This window comes from Nonomuraea sp. NPDC001636 (assembly GCF_040298265.1).
In the GTDB taxonomy this organism is placed as follows: domain Bacteria; phylum Actinomycetota; class Actinomycetes; order Streptosporangiales; family Streptosporangiaceae; genus Nonomuraea.
Genome location: NZ_JBEOZT010000013.1, coordinates 33,077 through 50,307 on the forward strand (window position 1 = coordinate 33,077; position 17,231 = coordinate 50,307).

At 74.5% G+C, this 17,231-nt stretch carries 14 protein-coding genes and 1 pseudogene; 7 read left to right on the forward strand and 8 right to left on the reverse strand.

The window, feature by feature from the left end; genetic code table 11:
• Nucleotides 1-22: 22 nt before the first annotated feature.
• On the forward strand, nucleotides 23-874 hold the full coding sequence (locus tag ABT158_RS24070; RefSeq protein WP_502911564.1) for a mechanosensitive ion channel family protein: 852 nt from the start codon (nucleotides 23-25) through the stop codon (nucleotides 872-874).
• A gap of 184 nt (nucleotides 875-1,058) precedes the next feature.
• Here the strand turns inward: ABT158_RS24070 and ABT158_RS24075 are convergent, their stop codons facing one another.
• On the reverse strand, nucleotides 1,059-1,364 hold the full coding sequence (locus tag ABT158_RS24075) for a DUF6401 family natural product biosynthesis protein (RefSeq protein ID WP_352356853.1): 306 nt from the start codon (nucleotides 1,362-1,364) through the stop codon (nucleotides 1,059-1,061).
• An 80-nt stretch (nucleotides 1,365-1,444) separates the two neighbouring features.
• A complete protein-coding gene (locus ABT158_RS24080; RefSeq protein WP_352356855.1) occupies nucleotides 1,445-2,605 on the reverse strand; it encodes a 4-hydroxybenzoate 3-monooxygenase in 1,161 nt (386 codons plus the stop codon).
• Nucleotides 2,606-2,685: 80 nt separating this feature from the next.
• Between ABT158_RS24080 and ABT158_RS24085 the strand changes: the two genes are divergently transcribed.
• Nucleotides 2,686-3,438 carry an IclR family transcriptional regulator gene (locus tag ABT158_RS24085; protein ID WP_352356857.1) on the forward strand — a complete coding sequence of 251 codons (753 nt, stop codon included), beginning with the start codon at nucleotides 2,686-2,688 and terminating at the stop codon, nucleotides 3,436-3,438.
• Nucleotides 3,439-3,456: 18 nt separating this feature from the next.
• Here the strand turns inward: ABT158_RS24085 and ABT158_RS24090 are convergent, their stop codons facing one another.
• A complete protein-coding gene (locus ABT158_RS24090) occupies nucleotides 3,457-5,223 on the reverse strand; it encodes a thiamine pyrophosphate-dependent enzyme (RefSeq protein ID WP_352356859.1) in 1,767 nt (588 codons plus the stop codon).
• A gap of 87 nt (nucleotides 5,224-5,310) precedes the next feature.
• Between ABT158_RS24090 and ABT158_RS24095 the strand changes: the two genes are divergently transcribed.
• From ABT158_RS24095 to ABT158_RS24105, 3 genes are all read left to right on the forward strand, one after another.
• Entirely contained in the window at nucleotides 5,311-6,198 is an 888-nt protein-coding gene (locus ABT158_RS24095) for an SDR family oxidoreductase (protein WP_352356861.1), read from the forward strand.
• A 134-nt stretch (nucleotides 6,199-6,332) separates the two neighbouring features.
• Entirely contained in the window at nucleotides 6,333-6,959 is a 627-nt protein-coding gene (locus tag ABT158_RS24100) for a helix-turn-helix domain-containing protein (protein WP_352356863.1), read from the forward strand.
• Nucleotides 6,956-8,374, forward strand: coding sequence for an NAD(P)/FAD-dependent oxidoreductase (locus tag ABT158_RS24105; RefSeq protein ID WP_352356865.1), 1,419 nt, complete (start codon nucleotides 6,956-6,958; stop codon nucleotides 8,372-8,374). The genes ABT158_RS24100 and ABT158_RS24105 overlap by 4 nt, the downstream gene beginning before the upstream one ends.
• A 21-nt stretch (nucleotides 8,375-8,395) precedes the next feature.
• On the opposite strand, the gene ligD is transcribed toward ABT158_RS24105, so the two are convergent.
• From ligD to ABT158_RS24120, 3 genes and pseudogenes are all read right to left on the reverse strand, one after another.
• Entirely contained in the window at nucleotides 8,396-9,592 is a 1,197-nt protein-coding gene (gene ligD, locus ABT158_RS24110) for a non-homologous end-joining DNA ligase (RefSeq protein ID WP_352356867.1), read from the reverse strand.
• A gap of 29 nt (nucleotides 9,593-9,621) precedes the next feature.
• The gene (locus ABT158_RS24115) at nucleotides 9,622-11,721 is read right to left on the reverse strand and encodes an ATP-binding protein (RefSeq protein ID WP_352356869.1); all 2,100 of its coding nucleotides are present in this window, start codon (nucleotides 11,719-11,721) and stop codon (nucleotides 9,622-9,624) included.
• Nucleotides 11,722-11,920: 199 nt separating this feature from the next.
• Nucleotides 11,921-12,622 (reverse strand): annotated as a pseudogene (locus ABT158_RS24120) (AfsR/SARP family transcriptional regulator); the annotation flags it as partial.
• Nucleotides 12,623-12,629: 7 nt separating this feature from the next.
• Between ABT158_RS24120 and ABT158_RS24125 the strand changes: the two are divergent.
• Nucleotides 12,630-13,910, forward strand: a complete 1,281-nt coding sequence (locus ABT158_RS24125; RefSeq protein ID WP_352356871.1) for an FAD-binding oxidoreductase — start codon at nucleotides 12,630-12,632, stop codon at nucleotides 13,908-13,910.
• A gap of 5 nt (nucleotides 13,911-13,915) precedes the next feature.
• On the opposite strand, the gene ABT158_RS24130 is transcribed toward ABT158_RS24125, so the two are convergent.
• Complete coding sequence (locus ABT158_RS24130) at nucleotides 13,916-14,992, reverse strand: winged helix DNA-binding domain-containing protein (protein WP_352356873.1); 1,077 nt, start codon at nucleotides 14,990-14,992, stop codon at nucleotides 13,916-13,918.
• Entirely contained in the window at nucleotides 14,989-16,161 is a 1,173-nt protein-coding gene (locus tag ABT158_RS24135) for an epoxide hydrolase family protein (protein WP_352356875.1), read from the reverse strand. Before ABT158_RS24135 ends, ABT158_RS24130 begins: the two co-directional genes overlap by 4 nt.
• A gap of 62 nt (nucleotides 16,162-16,223) precedes the next feature.
• On the opposite strand from ABT158_RS24135, the gene ABT158_RS24140 reads away from it, so the two are divergent.
• Nucleotides 16,224-17,198, forward strand: a complete 975-nt coding sequence (locus ABT158_RS24140; RefSeq protein ID WP_352356877.1) for a helix-turn-helix transcriptional regulator — start codon at nucleotides 16,224-16,226, stop codon at nucleotides 17,196-17,198.
• Nucleotides 17,199-17,231: the final 33 nt, after the last annotated feature.

The following is a 17,231-nucleotide window of genomic DNA, read 5'->3' on the forward strand; positions in this document are numbered from 1 at the left end:
CGTCCTGGAGGAAACCGTGGACATCAATATTGGCCAAGGCCTGACGGACGCCTGGCGACAGGTCGCCACGTTCGTGCCCAGGCTGGTCGCGTTCCTGGTGATCCTGATCATCGGGTGGATCGTGGCGAAGGCGCTGCAGAAGCTCGTCGACAAGATCCTCGACCGCGTCGGGTTCGAACGGGCGGTACAGCGCAGCGGCGTGCAGCGCTGGCTCGAAAGCAGCCGGTACGACGCCAGCGGGCTGCTCGCCAAGCTCGTCTACTACGCGATCCTGCTGATCACCCTGCAGATCGCCTTCAGCGTCTTCGGGCCCAACCCGATCTCGGCGCTGCTCAACGGGGTGGTGGGCTGGCTGCCCAAGGCCGTGGTCGCCATCGTGATCATCGTGATCGCCGGGGCGATCGCCCGGGCCGTCCGGGATCTCGTCGACGGCGCGCTCGGCGGGCTGTCGTACGGGCGCTGGCTCGGCATCGCGGCGGCCGTCTTCATCTGGGCGCTGGGCATCATCGCCGCGCTCAACCAGATCGGCGTCGCCACGACCGTCACGACCCCGGTGCTCATCACCGTGCTCGCCACCATCGGCGCGATCATCGCCATCGGCCTCGGCGGCGGGCTCGTCCGCCCGATGCAGCAGCGCTGGGAGCGCTGGATCGGCCGGATCGAGGCGGAGGCGCCGCAGGCCAGGGCGCACGCCGAGGCGTACCAGCGGGGGCGTGAGGACGCCCGCTCGATGGCCCGGCCCGCCGAACCGGCCCGCACCACACCCGGCGCGCCCGGCACGACCGGCCCGACCGGCACGACCGGCCCGACCATGGGCCCGAGCGGCGGGACGACCGGCGGGGCGACCCGCGCGGACATCCCGCCGGAGAGCTGAGCTCCGTGTGGCCGGGACAAGCGCCCGGTCACGCGGACCCCTCATGGACGGCCGGTCGGCGGGCGCGAGCCCCGCGGGCCGGCCGTGAGCGGCGCGGTCGGCGGGCATGAGCCTCGCGGGCCGGCCGCGAGCGGGGCCCGGTGCCGGGTGGTGGCCGTCTGAGCGGGGGACGCCCGGCGCAGGCTCAGGCGGGTTCGGCGAGGAAGCCCTGTTCGCGGGCGAGCCAGCAGACCGCCGTCAGCCGCAGCGCGGGCGCGTCGTGGTCGCCGCTGAAGATCCAGCCGCGGTGGCGCAGCTCGTCGAGGAAGCCCAGCAGGTAGTCGCCGAGGGTCTCGCGGTCGAGCGGGATCGCGTCACGCAGCAGCGCCGCGTGCTGATCCACGGCCGCGACCAGCGCCGGCTCGGACTCCATCCTGGCGAGCTGGGCATGGCCCAGCGTGTCCATCAACCACCGCAGGGGCGCGTGCGCCCAGCCCTCCTCGAAAACCACGCGCCAACTTTAAGGCATCGCCCGAGGTCAGCCCGCCCGGGGGGCGGGCGGCGGGGTGAGTCGTGCGGTCAGTCGCGCGGTCAGTCGAAGGGCAGTCCGACGTAGTTCTCCGCCAGCGTGGTCGCCGCCGCCTCCGAGGAGGTGACGTAGTCCAGGTAGGAGGTCTGGAGCCGGCGCCCGTACGCGTCGTCCTCGTCGAAGGTGTGCAGCAGCGTCGTCATCCACCACGAGAAGTGCTGCGCCCGCCACACCCGCTTCAGGCACGCCGCCGAGTAGCCGTCGAGCAGCTCCGGCGAGCCGTGCTCGAAGAACGCCGCCAGCGCCTCGGTCAGCACCCGGACGTCGGCCACGGCCAGGTTCAGCCCCTTGGCGCCGGTCGGCGGCACGATGTGCGCGGCGTCCCCGGCCAGGTAGAGCCGCCCGTACTGCATGGGCTCGGCGACGAAGGAGCGCATCGGCGTGACGCCCTTCTCGATGATCTCGCCCGTGGCCAGCTCGAAGCCCGGGACGGTCTCCAGCCGGGCCTTCAGCTCGGCCCAGACGCGCTCGTCGGGCCACTGCGCCACGTCGGCGTCGGCCGGGACCTGGAGGTAGAAGCGGCTGACCGTGGGCGAGCGCATGCTGTGCAGCGCGAAGCCGCGCTCGGTCCTGGCGTAGATCAGCTCCTCCGCCGAGGGCGCCACCTCGGCCAGCACGCCGAGCCAGGCGAAGGGGTACTCCCGCTCGAACACCTCCAGGACCCCGTCCGGGACGCTCGGCCGCGAGACGCCGTGGAAGCCGTCGCACCCGGCGATCACGTCGCAGTCGAGCCGCTCGCCGCCGAAGGTGAGGTACGGCTCGGACTCCGGCGAGTGCACCTCGACGTCCTCGACCTCGAACCGCAGGTCGCCGCCCGCCGCCAGCCGGGCCGCGATCAGGTCCTTGACGACCTCCTGCTGCCCGTAGACGGTGATGGCCCGGCCGGGCACGAGCTTGTCGAAGGCGATGCGGTGGCCCGCGCCGCCGTACCGCAGCTCGATGCCGTGGTGGGGCAGGCCCTCGCGCAGCAGGCGCGCGCCGACGCCCGCCTCGACGAGCGTGTCCACCGTGCCCTGCTCCAGGACGCCCGCGCGGACCCGCCGCTCGACGTAGGCACGGCTGCGCCTCTCCAGCACCACCGAGGAGATGCCGCGCAGGTGGAGCAGATGAGACAGCAGCAGGCCCGCGGGGCCCGCGCCGATGATCCCGACCTGAGTTCGCATGAGGGAAGTCTGCTGCCTGCCGGCCCCCGGAGCCGAGTAGCCTCTTCCACTGAGTGGAAGATGTGCGCAGGAGTGTGGTCATGTCCGGAGGAGCCCGGCGTCCGGGGCAGACGGTGACGTCCAAGGTGCTGGCCATCCTGGGGGCGTTCGACGCGGCCCATCCGCAGCTCACGCTGACCGACCTGGCCAGGCGGAGCGGGGTGCCGCTGAGCACGGCCCACCGGCTGGTGGCCGAGCTGGAGGAGTGGCAGGCGCTCAGCCGCTCCCCCGACGGGCGGCTGCGGGTGGGGCTGCGGCTGTGGGAGCTCGGCCAGCTCGCGCCCGGCAGCCTTCAGGGCCGCGCGCACCCCTGGCTCCAGGAGCTGTTCGCCACCACCGGCGAGAACGTGCACCTCGCCGTCCGCGACGGCCTGGAGGTCCTGTACGTGGACAAGGTGTACGGCAGGCGGGCCGTGCCCATCGTCTCGCGCACGGGCGGGCGGCTGCCGATGCACCCGACCGGGGTGGGCAAGGCGCTGCTGGCCTTCGAGCCGGAGTGGTTCGTGCAGGCGTACTTGGCCCGCGCGCTCGAACGGCCCACGCCGCACACCGTCACCGAGCCGGGCCGGCTGGCCAGGGAGCTGGCGGCGGTGCGGGCGCAGGGCTACGCGCTGACGCACGAGGAGATGACGCTCGGCTCGTGCTCGGCGGCCGCGCCGGTCGTCGTGGACGGGCGGGCGGTGGCCGCCGTGGGGATCGTGCTGGCCTCGCGGCGCGCCCGCGAGCTGCCCCGGCTGGTGGACCCGCTGCTGGAGACCGCCGCCCGGATCGCCGCCGCCTGCCGGGCCCCCTGACCGGCCGCCGGACGGCGGTCAGTCGGTGAACTTCTGGATGCGGTCCTTGAACAGGGTGGTCGCGATGGCCGCCTTGTGCGGCTGCCCCTTCAGGAACGCCTGGGCGAAGCTCTTGGCCTGGTCGTAGGAGACCTTGCCGGGCATGGGCGGCTCGTTCGGGTTGACGTCCACGTCCACCAGGGCGGGGCCGTCGTGGGCGAGCGCCTGCCTGATCGCCGCGGCCACGTCCCCGGATTTGGTGACCTTGGCGCCGAACCCGCCGCACGCCCTGGCCCAGACCGAGTAGTCGGCCTCCGGCTGGGCGAAGCGCACGCCGTGCTCGGGGTAGCCGAGGACCATCTGCTCCCACAGGATCTGGCCGAGCGAGTTGTTGTTGTTGATGACGACCTTGACCGGCAGCCGGTGCTGGGCGGCGGTCAGGAACTCGGCCATCAGCATCGCGAAGCCGCCGTCGCCGACGTAGGCGATGACCTGCCGGCCGGGGAAGGCGTGCTGCATGGCGATGGCGTACGGCAGGCCGGGCGCCATCGTGGCCAGGGTGCCCGACAGGTAGAACTCGCGCCCGCCGCGGATCGTCCAGTGGCGGGCGGCCCAGGTGGCGATCGTGCCGCTGTCGCAGGTCAGGATGGCGTCGTCGGCGGCCAGGTCGTCCAGGACGGACATGGCGTACTGGGGGGCGATCGGGTCCCTGTCGGGGTTCTCCAGGCTGTCCATGTCGGAGCGCCACCTGGCCATGAGCTTCTGGTACTTGGCCAGGTGCCCGTCGCCGCCGCGCCGGGTGAGCAGCGGCAGCAGCTCGCGCAGGCCCTCCTTGGCATCGCACACCACGGGCACGTCGGTCGGCACCCGCGCCCCGGCCCTGGTCGGCTCGGCCTCGAACTGCACCACCCGCGCCTTGCCCGGCTCGGGGAGGAACTTCGAGTAGGGGAAGTTCGTGCCGATCATGAACAGGACGTCGGCCTCGTCCATCAGCTCCTCGCTCGGCTTGGTGCCGAGCAGCCCGATCCCGCCCGTCGTGTACGGCGAGTCGTCCGGGACGACCGCCTTGCCGGGCAGCGTCTTGACCACCGGCGCGCCCAGGGCCTCGGCCACGGCCAGCACCTCCTGCCGGGCGTGCAGCGCGCCCTGCCCGGCCAGGATGGCGGGCCGTTCGGCGGCGTTGAGCACCTCGGCGGCGCGCGCCAGGTCCTCCCGGCGGGGCAGCCCCGGGGGCCGCAGGTAGATCGGCGCGGTCTCCGGCGCGCGCACCGGCGCGACCGTCCGGTACGGATCCTCCCCCGCGTCGGCCACCTGGATGTCGTTGGGCAGCGTGAGATGGGCGACGCCGCGCCGCGCGTAGGCCGTCCGGACGGCCAGGTCCACCAGCGAGGGCAGCTGGGCCGGGTTGGTGATCATCATGTTGTACTCGGCCACGTCGGCGAACAGCTTGTCGAGGTGGACCTCCTGCTGGTAGCCGGTGCCGAGCACGGCGGTCTCCTGCATGCCGGTGATGGCCAGCACGGGGACGTGGTCGAGCTTGGCGTCGTAGAGGCCGTTGAGCAGGTGGATGCCGCCGGGGCCGGAGGTGGCCAGGCAGACGCCGATCCGTCCCGTGGCCTTGGCGTAGCCGGTGGCCATGAAGGCGGCGGCCTCCTCGTGGTGCACCAGCACGAACCGCACCCGGTCACGATGACGGCGCAGCCCCTCCATGATGCCGTTGATGCCGTCGCCCGGCAGGCCGAAGACGGTGTCCACGCCCCACTCGGCGAGCCGTTCGATCAGGGATTCGGATGCGATACGAGCCATATTGGCGGCTCTACCCCGCACCGCCGTCCACAGACCTCGTCACGAAAATCATTGTCATCTCTGGGGATTCGCGGGTATGGACCCGGCATGCGCATTCTGGTCACAGGAGCCACCGGCACCCTCGGCAGGGCCCTCGTGCCAGTCCTGCTCAAGGCGGGACATCGGGTACGGGCGCTCAGCCGTACCCGGCACGAGGACCGCGGGGGCGTGGAGTGGGTGTGGGGCGATCTGGCCTCGGGCAAGGGCGTCGCCGAGGCCGTCCGGCAGGTCGAGGCCGTCGCGCACCTGGCCACCGGCGGCCGGCAGGGCCGCGCCCAGGTGGACCTGGCCGGCACCCGCACGCTGACCGCGGCGGCCCGCGCGGCCGGGGCCGCGCACGTGCTGCTGCCCTCGATCGTCGGCGCGGACCGCGCGCCCGGCCACCGCCACAAGCTGGAGGCCGAACGGCTGGTCCGGGAGAGCGGCATGGCCTGGACGGTCGTCCGCGCCACCCCGTTCCACCAGTCGGTGGACCGGCTGCTGCGCGACCTGGCGGCGCTGCCCGTGCTGCCCATGGACCGCTCGCTGCCGTGGCAGCCGGTGCACGTGGACGACGTCGCCGGCCGCCTGGCCGCGCTGCTGGCCGGCGGCCCGGCCTGCGCCGTCCTCGAGTACGGCGGCCCGCAGGTGCTCGGCACCGAGGAGCTGACCAGGACCTGGCTGGAGGCCCGCCGCCTGAGCCGCCTGTGCCTGCCGGTGCGCATCCCGGGCAGGCTGGCCGCCGCGCAACGCGCGGGCGCGTTCACCACCGAGGCCGACCCCAAGGGCCGGATCACCTGGCACGACTACCTGTTCCCGCCGCCGCCGGTGCCCTCGGACGACTTCGCCGAGGAGCACACCGCCTCGCCGACCAGCCCGGCCACGCAGCCCGAACGGGACCCGTCGGTGCGCGTCTACGGCGGCGACGAGGGCTACCAGCGGCCGACCCGCGGCTGACCCGCAGCCCGCTCGCGCCGACCTACGGCTGGGACCGGTTACCGATTCGTTAGGCACCCCCCTCTTGCTGGGCTTTCTCCGCCGTCGGTACCGTCACTGAACAACTTGTTCAGCCTGACCGATCGAGAGGTTCGATGACGGACCTGGGCACCCGCATCCGGGTCTACCGAGGCATGCGCGGCATGACCGTGCGCGCCCTGGCCGGCGAGGCCAAGGCGAGCCCCAGCTTCATCAGCCAGCTCGAACGCGGGCAGACCAGCGCGAGCATCGGCATGCTGCGCCGGATCGCCTCCGCGCTCGGCATCACCGTGGCCGACCTGTTCAACGAGGACGACGAGCCCGCCCACCGCGTGGTGCGCCGCGCCGAGCGTCCCGAGCTGGCCACCGCCCCGGGCACCCGCAAGTTCCTGATCTCCCAGCGCCCGCTGCGCACTGTGGAGATGTACGCCGGCGAGTTCGACCCCGGCGCCTCCACCGGCGACGAGCCGTACACCCACGGCGACTCGCAGGAGATCTTCCTCGTGCTGCGCGGCAGCCTCACGCTCTGGCTGGGCCCCGCCGGGTCCGCCGCCGCGCACCCGCTGGGGCCCGGCGACAGCGTGGAGTACCGCACGTCGGTCCCGCACCGGGTGGTCAACGACGGCGACGAGACCGCCGAGGTGCTCTGGGTGATCAGCCCGCCCACCCCGTCCGCCGGGGACAGAGCGGACGGGGAATCAGCGGAGGGGCACGTAGCAGCCGTGGAGGCAGAACAGTCATGACAGGCATCCCGCTCACCGACGACTACGCCAACGGGGGCGTCTCGTTCTGGTACCGGCAGATCGGCCTGCCCGCCAGGCGACCGTCGCTGCCCGGCTCCCGCGAGTACGACGTGGCGATCGTCGGCGGCGGCTACACCGGCCTGTGGACGGCGTACTACCTGAAGAAGGCCCAGCCCGACCTGCGGATCGCGATCCTGGAGAAGGAGTTCGCCGGGTTCGGCGCCTCCGGGCGCAACGGCGGCTGGCTGTCGGCCGAGTTCGCCGGCTCCCGCGAGCGGCACGCCCAGGCCCGCGGCCGGCAGGCCATGATCGACCTCCAGCACGCCATGTTCCGCGCGGTGGACGAGGTCATCGACGTCACCCGCGCCGAGGGCATCGACGCCGACGTGCACAAGGGCGGTCTCGTGCACGTGGCGACCAACCCGGCCCAGCGGCGGCGGCTCCGCGAGGAGGTCGCCGACCTGCGCTCCTGGGGCTACGGCGAGGACGACATGCGGCTGATGGGCCGCGACGAGCAGCGCGAACGCCTCCAGGTGGCGGGCACGCTGGAGGCCGCGTACTCGCCGCACTGCGCCCGCGTGCAGCCGGCCAAGCTCGCCGTCGGGCTGGCCTCGGCCGTGGCCGCGCTGGGCGTGGACGTCTTCGAGGGCACGACGGTGACCGAGATCCGGCCGCGGGTGGGCGGCGGCAAGGCGACCGCGCACACGCCGCTCGGCATCGTCTCGGCCGACTACGTCATCCGCGCCACCGAGGGCTTCACCGCGTCACTGGCCGGGCAGCACCGGCAGTGGCTGCCGATGAACAGCTCCATGATCGTCACCGAGCCGCTGCCCGCCGAGGTGTGGAAGCACATCGGCTGGGCCGGGAACGAGCTGCTCGGCGACCAGGCCCACGCCTACGTCTACGCCCAGCGCACGGCAGACGACCGGATCGCGATCGGCGGGCGGGGGGTGCCGTACCGGTTCGGGTCGCGGACCGACCGCCGGGGGGCCACCCAGGCGCGGACGGTGGCGCTGCTGTGGCGGATGCTGGTGAAGCTCTTCCCGGCGGCGGCCGACGCGCGGGTGCAGCACTCGTGGTGCGGGGTGCTCGGCGTGCCGCGCGACTGGTGCTCGACCGTGCACCTCGACCACGCGAGCGGGCTGGGCTGGGCCGGCGGGTACGTCGGCAGCGGCGTCACCACCACGAACCTGGCCGGGCGCACGCTGCGCGACCTGGTGCTGCGGCGGGACACCGAGCTGACGGCGCTGCCGTGGGTGGGCCGGCAGGTGCGGCAGTGGGAGCCGGAGCCGCTGCGGTGGGCGGGCGTGCAGCTCATCTACACGCTGTTCCGGGCCGCCGACCGCCACGAGAACGACCGCGGCACCGGCACCTCGCTGTACGCCCGCCTCGGCAACCTCGTCTCCGGACGCTGACCTCCACTCGCCGGCGAGGAGTCAGGGGCCGCCCGCGCCCTGCCAGGGGTCGTAGTCGACCTCCAGCGGCTCCTGCGCCGGCCGCTCGCCCTCCGGCACGTGCTGGAGGTTGACCCGGATCCGGTACCACACGCTGCTGCGCCCGCGCATGCCGTCGACCAGCACGTCGGCGGGCTCCAGCAGGGCCGCGACCTCGGGGTGGCGGGCCTTCCAGCGGTCGAGCCCGGCCAGGGCCTCCTCCTTGTGCTGGGCCCTGGCGATCTCGATGACCGGCATGGTCTGCTGCCTGCGCCCGCTGCCCTTGGGCGGCTTGGGCGCGGGCCCGAGCTCCTCGGCCAGCTCCAGCAGGCCGTCGAGCGAGCCGGCGTGCAGGTCGATGTCCTCCCACGGGTCGCCGAGCTCGGCCAGCCGCTTCGGCACGGTGTCGACGGTGAACTCCTCGGGCCGGCAGCCGGGCACCTCCTCCCAGCTCAGCGGGGTGGACACGCGGGCGTCGGGCACCGCCCGCACCGAGTACGCCGAGGCGACCGTGCGGTCGTAGGCGTTCTGGTTGAAGTCGACGAACACGCCGTGGCGCTCCTCCTTCCACCACCGGCTGGTCGCCAGGTCGGGGGCCCGCCGCTCGACCTCGCGCGCCACGGTCTCGGCCGCCTTGCGCACCTGGGCGAACGACCACCGCCGGTCGATCCGGGCATAGACATGGAAGCCCCGCGACCCGGACGTCTTGGGCCAGGCGACCAGCCCGTGGTCGGCCAGCACCTCGCGCGCCACCTGCGCGGTCGCCAGCACGTCGGCCCACTCGACGCCCGGGACGGGGTCGAGGTCGATGCGCAGCTCGTCGGGCCTGGCCAGGTCGTCGGCGCGGACCGGATGGGGGTTGAGGTCGACGCAGCCCAGGTTGACCACCCAGAGCAACTGCGCCAGATCGGTGCAGACCACCTCTTCGGCGCTCAGCCCGGACCGGTAGCGCAGCTCGGCCACCTCGATCCAGTCGGGCCGCTTGGCCGGCGCGCGCTTCTGGAAGAACGCCTCCTGCTCGATGCCGTGGACGAACCGCTTGAGCACCATCGGCCGCCCGTGCACGCCGCGCAGCGCCGCCTCGCCGACCGCCTGGTAGAACCGGATCAGGTCGAGCTTGGTGTGGCCGGACTGCGGGAAGACCACCTTGTCGGGGCTGGTGACGCGGACGGAACGGCCCGCGACCTCGATGTCAGGCATGAGATCACGATACGCGGCGGGTCCGACAGTCAGCCGGGACGCCACCCCCGGCTGCGCGCCTCCCAGTAGGTCAGCCCGAGCCGCCGGTGCAGCTCGACGGCGGCCTCGTTGTGCTCGCGCGCCTCCCGTCCGCGGCCGAGCCACCGGGCCAGCTCGGCCAGCACGTCGTGCACCGAGCCCCAGGCGGCGCTGCCCATGCCCATGACGATGAGCTGACCGGCGCTGGGCAGCAGCCGTTCGTACAGCTCGGCGGGGTCGGGCGTGCCCAGGCGGCGCGCCTCGATCCCCCACAGGCTGCCGCCGAACGCGAGCCCGGGGAAGCGGCCGAGCAGGGCCTCGGCCTCGTCCCAGCGGGCGTGCAGGGTGTGCGCGGCGGTCTGGGAGACGCGGACCATGGCCTCCAGCTCGGGCCGGGCGACCTCGTGCAGGAGCTGCTCGCAGCGGTCCAGGTCCCTGGCCCACTCGGCCAGGTCGCCCGCGCGCAGCAGGCACGACATGCGCAGGACGCGCCCGACCAGCCGGGCCTCCCTGGGCAGGCCGGGCACGGCCAGCATCTCCTCGGCCGCCCTGCGCCGCGCGTCGTTGCGGCCCGGGACGAACCCGGCGATCAGGTAGTTGTTCAGCGCCTTGGCCAGCACCATCGGGTCGTCCAGGCCGCGGGCCAGATCGACGGCCTCCAGCGCCAGCCGCTCGCCCTCCGCGCGGCGCGGGCCGTAGTGCAGCTCGATGCCGAGCGTGCCGAGCAGCGCCGCCCTGGACGCCGGGTCCAGGCCGCCGGCGAGCAGGTCCTCCAGCAGCGCGACCATCGTCTCGTCCACGACGCCGTACGGCCGCCAGTTCCACACCGACAGCCCGCCGAACACCGAGACGGCGGCCACCAGCGCGTCCCGGTCGCCGAGCCGCTGGGCCTGGGCGACGGCCTCGTCCAGGTCGCGGTGGGCACCGGCGGCGTCGCCCAGGCTGCGGCGGGCCCGGCCCAGCTCGGTGAGCAGCCGGCAGCGCCGCGGCGAGTCGCCGGGCGGGAGGTGGGCGAGCGCCAGCTCCCACAGCTCGACGGCCTCCTGGTGGCCGTGCCGGGCGGCGGCCTGGGCGGCGGCCTCGCAGGCGTGCGTGACGGCCTTGGGCGCGCCGCCCAGCCGGGCCGCCGCGGCGAAGTGGTCGGCCAGCAGCGCCGGGTCGGCGCCGGGCACGCTCTCCAGGTGCAGGCCGGCGCGCAGGTGCAGCCGGGCGCGGGCGAGCGTGGTCAGGCCGGCGTCGAGGGCCTGGCGGACGAGGGCGTGCGAGAAGCGGTAGCCGGCGGCCTCGGTCAGCAGCCCGGCGGCCAGGGCCGGCTCCAGGCCGGTCATGACGTCCTCGACCGGCTGCTCCACGAGCGCGGCCAGCAGGTCCACCTCGACCTCGCGGCCCGCGACGGCGGCGGCCCTGAGCAGGTCCAGCGTCGTCCCGGGCAGCCTGGCGAGCCTGCGGGCGATCACGTCGCGTGCGCCGGGCGGGACGAGATGGCGTTCACGTTCGGGCAGCCGCAGCAGCTCGGTCAGGTAGAACGGATTGCCGCCGGAGCGGTCGAGCAGCTCCCCGGGGTCGGCGCTCACCTCGCGCAGGCGCAGGAAGTCGCGCACCCCGTCGGCGTCGAACGGCGCGAGCGGCAGCCTGCGGCCCTCCCTGGACAGGGCGGCCAGGGTCTCGCGGAGCTGGGCCGGGTGGCCGTCCGGCTCGGGCCTGAGCGTGGCCAGCACCAGGGCGGACGTGCCCGCCAGCTCGCCTGCGACGTGGCCGAGCAGCTTCAGCGAGGAGGCGTCGGCCCAGTGCAGGTCCTCCAGCACCAGCAGCAGCGGGCCGCCGCGCAGCGAGTCGAGCACGGCGTCGTAGAGGTCGAACAGCTCGGCGTGCGGCGACGGCGGGATCATGCCCGCGCGCGTCCACGGCCAGAACGCCGGGGCCCTGGCGTCGTCCAGGCACCTGCCCCACTCCACCCGGAATCCGCGGGCGGCGGCCAGGTCGGCGGCGGCCCTGGCCAGGCTGGTCTTGCCGATGCCCGGCTCGCCGGTGACCAGCGCCAGCCCGCCGCGCCCGGCCCGCGCCGCGCCCAGCAGCTCCTCCAGGGTCCGCAGCTCCGCCTCCCGTCCCACCAGCCGCTCCCCGGCGCGCCGGCCCGCCACCGTCGGCGGCTCCGGGGCGGCCTCCGCCCTCCGGTCCGCCGCCGGGCGGGCGGTCGTCGCGCCGGGGACGTCCAGCGCCGGGGACTGGTCGAAGACGGCCTGTTCCAGGCGTCTGAGCTCCGGTCCCGGCTCGATGCCCAGCCGTCCGGCCAGCCAGGCCGCGCACCCGGCGCAGGGCGGCCAGCGCGTCGGCCTGCCGGCCCGCCCGGTAGAGCCCGAGCACCAGCAGCCGCCACGCCCGCTCCCGGTACGGGTACGCCTCGGCCAGCGCCTCCAGGTCGGGCACGGTGGCCTCGCCCAGCTCCAGCCGCGCCTCCAGCAGGTCCTCCTCGGCCGCCAGCCGCAGCTGCTCCAGCCGGGCCGGCACCTCGGGCGCGAGCCCGGGGAACTCGGCCAGCGGCTGGCCGCGCCACAGGCCGAGCGCCCGGTCGAGCACCCGCGCCGCCTCGCCGTGCCGTCCCCGCCGCACCAGCCGGGCGCCGTCGGCGGTCCAGGAGGCGAAGCGGGCGACGTCCGTCTGGCCGGGCGCGATGTCCAGCAGGTAGCCGGGCTCGCGGGTGAGCAGCACCCGGGGCGGCGTGCGCGGCCTGCGTCCGGGTTCGAGCACCCGCCGCAGGTGCGACACGTACGCCTGGAGCGTGGCGGTGGCCCTGGCCGGGGCCTCCCCCGCCCACAGCTCGTCGATCAGCCGGTCCAGCGGCACGATGCGGCCCGGTTCCAGCGCCAGCATGGCCAGCACCGCGCGCTGCTTGCGGGTGCCGAGGTCGAGCCGGACGCCGTCGGCGTCGTCCACCTCAAGCGGCCCGAAAAGTCTGAACTCCACAGACCTCAAGTCAACCCCAATTCCCACGCAAGTGGGATGACGCATCATCGATCACATGAACGAACTGAGGAACATGACGGCCGGCCCGGTGCTGCTCCCCGGCGACGACGGCTTCGACCAGGCGCGACGTCCCTGGAACGTGGCAGTTGACCAGCCGGTGCGCGCGGTGGTCGAGGCGGCCGACGCCGACGACGTGGCCGCCGTGATCGGCTACGCCCGCCTGCACGGCCTGGCGGTCACCGCGCAGCCGAGCGGCCACGGCGCGTCGGGCGACACCGAGGGGACGATCCTGCTGCGTACCGGCCGGCTGGGCGGGGTGGAGATCCGCGACGGCGTGGCGCGCGTCGGCGCGGGCGTGCAGTGGGGCGAGGTGCTGGCGGCCGCGAGCCCGCTCGGGCTGACCGGCCTGGCGGGCAGCTCGCCGGTGGTCAGCGTGACCGGTTACACCCTGGGCGGCGGCCTGAGCTGGTTCAGCCGCAAGTACGGCTTCGCCGCCGACAGCGTGCGCGCCGTCGAGGCCGTGGACGCCGACGGCGGCCGGGTCAGGGTGACCGCCGAGCGCGACCCCGAGCTGTTCTGGGCCCTGCGCGGCGGCGGCGGCGACTTCGCGATCGTGACGGCGCTGGAGTTCGACCTGCACCCCGCGCCCATGCTGTACGGCGGCCGGATCATCTGGCCGGCCGACCGCGCCGAGCAGGTCATGGCGGCCTTCCGCGAGGTCACCGCCGACGCGCCGGAGGAGCTGTCGGTGTGGCTCCAGCTCCTGACGCCGCCCGGCGCCCCCGGCTTCGTCATGGCCGACTGCACCTACCTCGGGGCCGATCCCGGGGCGCTGCTGCGGCCGTTCGAGGCGGTGGGCGGGGCGATCGCCGACACCAGGCGGCGGCTGCCGGTGGCCGAGCTGGCCTCGATCTGCGACGAGCCGGTCGACCCGAGCCCGGGCGTGGGCCACACCGAGCTGCTGACCAGGCTGGACGACGAGGTCGCCGGTGTGCTGGCCGGCGAGCCGATCGAGCCGCTGCTGGCGGTGCAGGTCCGGCACCTGGGCGGGGCCGTGGCCAGGCCGGTCGAGGGCGGGGGCGCGGTGGAGCGGCTGGCGGAGCCGTACCTCGTGCACGCGCTGGGCCTGCCGTCGCCGGAGGTGGCGGAGCGGATGGAACGGCTCGGCAAGTCGCTGGTGCCGTTCAGCACCGGGCGGCGTCCGTTCACGATGCTGCACGGCGGGGAGCAGGCGGCGGCGGCGTTCTCGCCGGAGACGCTGGCCCGGCTGCGCGACCTCAAGCGCGCCCGCGACCCGCTGAGCGTCATCAGGTCCAACTTCCCGGTTCTGGGCTGACCGGCCTACGGTTCGTCGAGGACCAGGTCGCACGTCGCCCGGGGCTCCAGGAAGGCGCACAACCGGGCGGCCTCGGTCAGCAGGGCGTCGCGATCCGTACGGCGCAACGGGGTGAACGGCCGGATGCGCAGCGTCCGGTCCCGGATCCGCCAGGTGCCCTGCCACATGCCGTCGACCAGGAAGGTGCCGGTGGTCGCGCCGTTGCCCGGGGGGAGCGGGACGGGGCGGTTGCCGGGAATCACCCGGGTCCGGTCCTTGTGTGACAGCAGCAGATTGTCGTATTCGGGGAGGAATCTGGGCGGGGCGGGCACGTCCTCGGCCGGGCGGGGCGCGTCGGGCAGGTCGTACAGCACCTGCCGCTCCTCCCCGCGGAGCACCCGCAGGGGCAGCCGCTCCACCACCTCGCGCAGGTGGGTCAGCCCGGACCACAGCTGGACGTCCGCGACGCTCGCCGGGCCGAACGCGCCGAGATAGCGCAGCACCAGCGCGTCCACCGGCACCGGGCGCAGCGGCGCGCCCAGCCAGCTCTCCACCGGCGCCCACGCGGCCGGTCCGGTGCCGCCCCAGACGCCCCGCGGCGGCACCTGGCACAGCGCGAGGTGATGCGTGACCGCGTAGGCCAGCGCGCTCGGGTCGGCGCCCGGCCGGCTCCGCGCGAGCAGCCTGCCCAGCTCGCCGCGGGTGCGCGGCCGCTCCGCCAGCAGCCGCCCGGCCTGTTCGAGCAGCGCCTCCCGGTCCGCGTCGCCGAGGCCGTGGCGGCAGTGCGCGCGGAAGCCGGCGGCGTGCAGCGGGCGGAACAGCGCGCGCCAGCCCAGGCAGTCGCGCGCGCTGACGAGGTGCACGGTGTTGCGCATCAGGTGCAGCCGCACCACCTGGCGCTGCTCGGTCAGCTCCGACAGCTCCCCCGGCGCGAAGCCCCGCAGACGGGTCCACAACCCCACGTACGGGGCCAGCGGCGCCTGGGACTGCATGCCGCCCAGATGCTCGATCGCGTCGATCGCCCGGCCCGGCGCGCGTTTCAGCAGGTACTGGCGGGCCAGCGTGGCCCGGTTGAGTCGACGCCGGCTCAGCACGTCGCTCATCGCAGCGGCCCGAAGAAGGCCCGCAGGTCGGCCGCCAGCAGGGCGGGGGCCTCCATCGCGGGGAAGTGCCTGCCGCGCTCGAACTCGCTCCAGTGGGCGCCGGCCGGCGCGGGCACCAGCCGGCGCACGGTCTCGTCGGCGCCGAAGACCGCGAACCCCTGCGGCACGGCGGGCGGCGCGCCCCAGTCGGCGGAGTGGGCCTGCTCGTACAGGGTGTGCGCGGCGGAGGCGCCGGAGCCGGTGAACCAGTACAGGCTGACGGTGGTGAGCAGCTGGTCGCGGTCGACCGGCAGGTCGGTCCATTCGTGGACCTTCTCGGCGATCCAGGCGAGCTGCAGCAGCGGCGAGTCGGCCAGGCCGTAGCCGATGGTCTGCGGCCGGCTGTTCTGGATCGCCAGGTAGCCGGAGCCGTCCTGCTGGAAGGCGTCCATCCGGCTCAGGATCAGCTTGTCGACCGGGTCGTCGGCGTCGAGCCGGTCGGCCATCCCCGGCATGAAGGTGGCGACGCTCGCGGCGGTGAACGGATCGGTCACCACGTGCACGCCGACGACGTGCTCGCCGTCGAGGCCGGCGACCAGGCCGGACACGCCCGCGCCGACGTCGCCGCCGTGCACGCCGTACCGCTCGTAGCCGAGGCGGCCCATCAGCTCGGCCCAGGCGCGGGCGGTGCGCCCCATCGACCAGCCGGTCCCGCCCAGCGGCGTGGAGAAGGCGTAGCCGGGCAGCGACGGCGCGACGACGTGGAAGGCCGGGCCCTCGTCCGGGTCGACCAGCGGCTCGATCAGGTGCAGGAACTCGGCGACGGAGCTCGGGTAGCCGTGGGTGATCAGCAGCGGCCTGGCGTCGGGCCGGTCGGACCTGACGTGCAGGAAGTGGATGCGCTGGCCGTCGATCTCGGTGGTGAACTGCGGGAACCGGTTGAGCCGGGCCTCCTGGGCGCGCCAGTCGTACCGCGTGCGCCAGTACCCGGCGAGCTCCTTCAGGTGGCCGAGCGGCATGCCGCGGGTCCATCCGACGCCGGGCAGCTCGCCGGGCCAGCGGGCGTGGGCGAGCCGGTCGTGCAGGTGGTCCACGTCGGCCTGGGGGATCTCGACGCGGAAGGGCTGGATCTCGTCGCGCACGGCGCTTCTCCTTGTGAACGGCTCGGCCATGAGTGCTCTTGCGCTCATGCGGAGAAGACTAGGAACATTCGCGGAAAGGATCGTTCCTAGATTGTCGTCAGGATCGAAGAATGCTGGAAACCTCGGCGCGGCTGCTGCGCCTGCTGTCCCTGTTCCAGGCCAGGCGCGACTGGACGAGCACCGAGCTGGCCGCCCGGCTCGGCGTCACCACCCGCACCGTCCGCAACGACGTCGGCCGGTTGCGCGCGCTCGGCTACCCGGTCGACGCGCGGCCGGGCGTGGCCGGCGGCTACCGGCTCGGCTCGGACGGCGCCCTGCCGCCGCTGCTGCTGGACGACGACGAGGCGGTGGCGGTCGCGATCGGCCTGCGCACCGCCGCGAGCGGCTCGATCGCCGGGATCGAGGAGACCTCGATGCGGGCGCTGGCCAAGCTGCAGCAGGTGCTGCCGGCGCGGCTGCGTCACCGGGTGAGCGCCTTCCAGTCGTACGCGCTGCCGATGCCGTCGCGCGGCGCGCAGGTGGATCCCGACGTGCTGACCGTGATCGCGAGCGCGTGCCGCGACCATGAGCGGCTGCGGTTCGACTACCGGGCGCATTCCGGGGCGGCCACCACGCGTTCGGTGGAGCCGTACCGCCTGGTGCACGACCGGCGGCGCTGGTACCTGGTGGCCTGGGACCTCGACCGGGACGCCTGGCGCACCTTCCGGGTCGACCGGATCGAGCCGCGGACGCCCGCGGGGCCGCGCTTCACGCCCCGCGAGCTGCCGCCCGACCACGAGATCACGGCGCGGGTGGCCCGCGGGGCCGGCGAGGCGACCTGGCGCTACCGGGCGCGGGTGATCGTGCACGCGCCCGCCTCGCACGTGCGCGACCGGCTGCCGATCCCGGTGGACGTGCGGCCGCTGGGCGAGGACCGGTGCGTGTTCGAGCCGGGCTCGGACCATCCGGAGATGCTCGCCCTCCACCTGGGCCTGCTCGGCGCGGACTTCACGGTCGAGGACTCGCCGGAGCTGGTGGCCGCGCTGCGCACGCTGACGAGCCGCTACCAGCGCGCGATCGACGCCGCCGACCAGCCACCCGGCTAGCCGGCACGTCTCGAAAAGGCCGCGCCCGGCCAG